This window comes from Streptomyces solincola (genome assembly GCF_002982015.1).
In the GTDB taxonomy this organism is placed as follows: Bacteria; Actinomycetota; Actinomycetes; order Streptomycetales; family Streptomycetaceae; genus Streptomyces; species Streptomyces solincola.
The window spans coordinates 1-3,489 of record NZ_PVLV01000586.1; the positions used below are offsets into that span (position 1 = coordinate 1).

Genomic DNA, 3,489 nt, shown 5'->3' on the forward strand with positions numbered 1-3,489 from the left:
GCAGGGCGCTCCCGCTCCCGGCTCCCCCTTCCCTACCTCTGCCGCAGCGCCGACGCCTCGCGGGCCAGCCGCTCCACCCGGCCCCAGTCCTTCGCCGCCAGCGCGTCCGCCGGAAGCATCCAGGTGCCTCCCACACAGCCGACGTTCGGCAGTGCGAGGTAGCCCGGCGCGGCGGCCGGCCCGATCCCTCCGGTCGGGCAGAACCGGGCCTGCGGCAGCGGACCGCCCAGCGACTTCAGATACGCCGCCCCGCCCGCCGCCTCCGCCGGGAAGAACTTCATCTCGCCCACGCCGCGCTCCAGCAGCGCCAGCACCTCCGAGACCGTCGACACCCCCGGCAGATACGGCAGCCCGGACGCCCGCATGGCCTCCAGCAGCCCCTCCGTCCAGCCCGGCGACACCAGGAACCGGGCGCCGGCCGCCACCGCCGCGACCACGTGCTCGGGCGAGATCACCGTCCCCGCGCCGACCACGGCCTCCGGCACCTCCGCCGCGATCGCCCGGATCGCGTCCAGTGCCGCGGGCGTCCGCAGCGTCACCTCGATGGCCGGCAGCCCGCCCGCCACCAGCGCCCGCGCCAGCGGCACCGCGTCGGCGGCGTCCTCCACCACGACGACCGGGATCACCGGGGACATATCCAGCACGGAGGGGCCGGGCTCAGGGCGCGCGGAGGGCGCTGCGGAGGTGCTCATGCCCTCCATCCTGCCCACCCCTCCACACCCCCTGCAACGCCCGTTGCGCCCTCCGCAATGCACTGCATCAGCGCATCAGCGCATCAGCGCATCAGCGCATCGACGCATCAGCACGTCAGTGCACCTCGTCCACCAGCACGTCCAGCGACCACGCCTTCCCGGCCCTTCCGGGGGGCTCCGCCTCCACCGCGTACCCCAGCTCCCGCAGCGCCTCCACCAGCTCCGCCGGAGTGCCGGGCGCCGCGCCCGCCGTCAGCAGGCTCCGCACGATCCGCCCCTTGGTCGCCTTGTTGAAGTGGCTGACCACCTTCCGGGTCGGCGCGTGCAGCACCCGCACCGACGCCGTCCGCCCGGCCACCTCGCCCTTCGGCCGCCAGGCCGCCGCGTACGCCGCCGAGCGCAGGTCCAGCACCAGCCCGTCCGCGGTCGCCTCGGGCAGCACCTGGGCCATCGGCGTCCGCCAGAACGCGCCCAGCGCCCCCAGACCCGGCAGCTTCACCCCCATCGAACAGCGGTACGAGGGGATGCGGTCGTCCACCCGCACCGCGCCCCACAGCCCCGAGAACACCAGCAGCTCCCGCCGGGCCCGGTCGGCGGCCGCGGCGTCCAGCGAGGCGAGCCCCAGCGCGTCGTACAGCACCCCGGTGTACACCTCGCCGGCCGGCCGCGCCCCCGCCGTCCGCAGGCCCGCGTTCTTCGCCACCTCACCGCGCAGCCCCTCGCTCAGGCCCAGCACGTCCCGTGCCTTGCCCTCGTCCGCCGCGCACAACTCGACCAGCTCCGCCAGCACGGTCGCCCGCGCCCCGGCCAGCCCCGGCAGCGACAGCGCCCCCGTGTCCAGCGGCGCGCCGTCGCCGGACGGGGCCTTTCCCTCGGACGGCGGCAACAGCACGAGCACGGTGGTTCTCCTTCTGCGGGTCTTTCCTCGGGGATGCGGCCCCGCGCCAGCGTACGGGTAGGGGTACCGGAGGCATCACGACCCGAGGAGCGGACATGGCGGACCAGACGGCAGCGACGGCGACGGCGACCGTGGCCGTGACGACCCCGACCGGCCACGTGGGCGCCGAACTGGCCGCCGCCCTCGTCCGGGCGGGCCTCCGCCCCCGCCTCCTGCTGCGCGACGCCGGCAGGCTCCCCGCTTCCCTCGCCTCCCGCGCCGACGTGGTCGAGGTCGACCAGCGGGACCACGCCGCCGTACTCAAGGCCACCGAAGGCGTGGACGCCCTCTACTGGGTCTCGCCCACCACCGGCGACGACGACCCGGTGGCCGCGCACGAGCGCCTGGGCCGCGTCGCCGCCGACGCCGTCACCGCCCACGCGATCCCCCGGGTGGTCTTCCAGAGCAGCGTCGGCGCCGAACTGCGGTGCGGGGCGGGGGAGATCGACGGCCTGGCCCGCACCGAGGAACTACTCGACGCCACCGGCGCCTCCGTCACCCACCTGCGCTGCGGCTTCTTCTTCACCAACCTCCTCCTCCAGATCGACGCCCTGCGCGCCGGAGCCGTCCCCGTCCTCCTGCCCCTCGACCAGCCCATGCCCTGGGTCGCCCCCCGCGACATCGCCGAGGTGGCCGCCCTCCACCTGCTCTCCCCGCACCCCTCCCCGCACCTCCAGGCGGTCCACGGCCCCGAGGACCTCACCTGGTCGCAGGCCCTGGCCGTCGTCTCCGACGCCACCGGCCACCCGGTGCGCGCCGAGCGGATCGAGGACGACGCCATGCGCGCCATGCTCCGCTCGGCCGGCCTGACCGCCGCCCAGACCGAGGCCATGGTCGGCATGTCCACCGGCCTGCGCGACGGCTTCACGCCCGAGCACCCCCGCGACCCGCCCCCCCCCCCCCCCACCCGCCTCGCCGGCTGGGCGTACGAGACCCTCCGCCCCGTCCTCGCCCGCCCCTGACCGGCGGGTACCATGGCCGCACGGCAGACGAGCCGGGCGGACGGCCGCGTGAGGGTCCTTGCGATCCCTCCCGAGGAACGTCCGGGCTCCACAGGGCAGGGTGGTGGCTAACGGCCACCCGGGGTGACCCGCGGGACAGTGCCACAGAAAACAGACCGCCGGGGGCCTCGCGTCCTCGGTAAGGGTGAAACGGTGGTGTAAGAGACCACCAGTGCCCAGGGTGACCTGGGCAGCTAGGTAAACCCCACCCGGAGCAAGGTCAAGAGGGGCCGCCTCCTCGGAGGCGTCCCTGCGCGGACGATCGAGGGCTGCCCGCCCGAGTCCGCGGGTAGACCGCACGAGGCCGGCGGCAACGCCGGCCCTAGATGGATGGCCGTCGCCTCGACGACCGCGAGGTCCCGAGGCACAGAACCCGGCGTACAGCCCGACTCGTCTGCCCCTCTCCCTCTTTCTCGTTCGTCCGGGCCGCTCGCGCCCCCCGCTCCCGTGTCCAAGAATGGGGCGGGCGGGGTGGTGCGAGGTCGGGACGAGGTGGGCTCGGTGGCGGAGGAAGCGCGAGCGGCGGGGGCGATCCGGCTGGGCAGTGCGCGGGGGCGGATGGTGCTGCTGGCGACGGTGCTGGGGTCGACCATGGCGCTGCTGGACTCGACCGTGGTGAATGTGGCGCTGCCGCACATCGGGGACGATCTGGACGCCGATCTGCGGCAGTTGCAGTGGGTGGTGACCGCGTATGTGCTGACCCTGGCGTCGCTGATCCTGGTGGGCGGGGCGCTCAGCGACAGGCTGGGGCGGCGGCGGGTGTTCGTGGTGGGGATCGTGTGGTTCGCGGTGGCGTCGCTGCTGTGCGGGGTGGCGCCGGACGCGGGGCTGCTGATCGGGGCGCGGGCGTTGCAGGGGG

At 75.1% G+C, this 3,489-nt stretch carries 4 protein-coding genes and 1 other RNA gene; 3 read left to right on the forward strand and 2 right to left on the reverse strand.

The window, feature by feature from the left end:
* Positions 1–32: 32 nt before the first annotated feature.
* Together eda and yaaA are read right to left on the reverse strand one after the other, a co-directional pair.
* Positions 33–692, reverse strand: a complete 660-nt coding sequence (gene eda / locus C6N75_RS27640; protein ID WP_105871601.1) for a bifunctional 4-hydroxy-2-oxoglutarate aldolase/2-dehydro-3-deoxy-phosphogluconate aldolase — start codon at positions 690–692, stop codon at positions 33–35.
* Between the two features lie 115 nt (positions 693–807).
* On the reverse strand, positions 808–1,590 hold the full coding sequence (yaaA, locus tag C6N75_RS27645; protein WP_105871599.1) for a peroxide stress protein YaaA: 783 nt from the start codon (positions 1,588–1,590) through the stop codon (positions 808–810).
* 95 nt (positions 1,591–1,685) lie between these two features.
* Here yaaA and C6N75_RS27650 point away from each other — a divergent pair, with 95 nt between their 5' ends.
* The 3 genes from C6N75_RS27650 to C6N75_RS27660 form a co-directional block, all read left to right on the forward strand.
* The gene (locus C6N75_RS27650; RefSeq protein ID WP_105871600.1) at positions 1,686–2,591 is read left to right on the forward strand and encodes an NmrA family NAD(P)-binding protein; all 906 of its coding nucleotides are present in this window, start codon (positions 1,686–1,688) and stop codon (positions 2,589–2,591) included.
* 28 nt (positions 2,592–2,619) lie between these two features.
* Positions 2,620–3,027, forward strand: an RNA gene (gene rnpB, locus C6N75_RS27655) — RNase P RNA component class A.
* Between the two features lie 161 nt (positions 3,028–3,188).
* Positions 3,189–3,489: MFS transporter (locus C6N75_RS27660; RefSeq protein WP_146132695.1), on the forward strand; the 301-nt coding region annotated here is incomplete at its 3' end.

Coding starts and splice junctions, on each gene's coding strand:
- eda (WP_105871601.1), bottom strand. CDS start 692: ATGAGCACCTCCGCAGCGCCCTCCGCGCGCCCTGAGCCCGGCCCCTCC.
- C6N75_RS27650 (WP_105871600.1), top strand. CDS start 1,686: ATGGCGGACCAGACGGCAGCGACGGCGACGGCGACCGTGGCCGTGACG.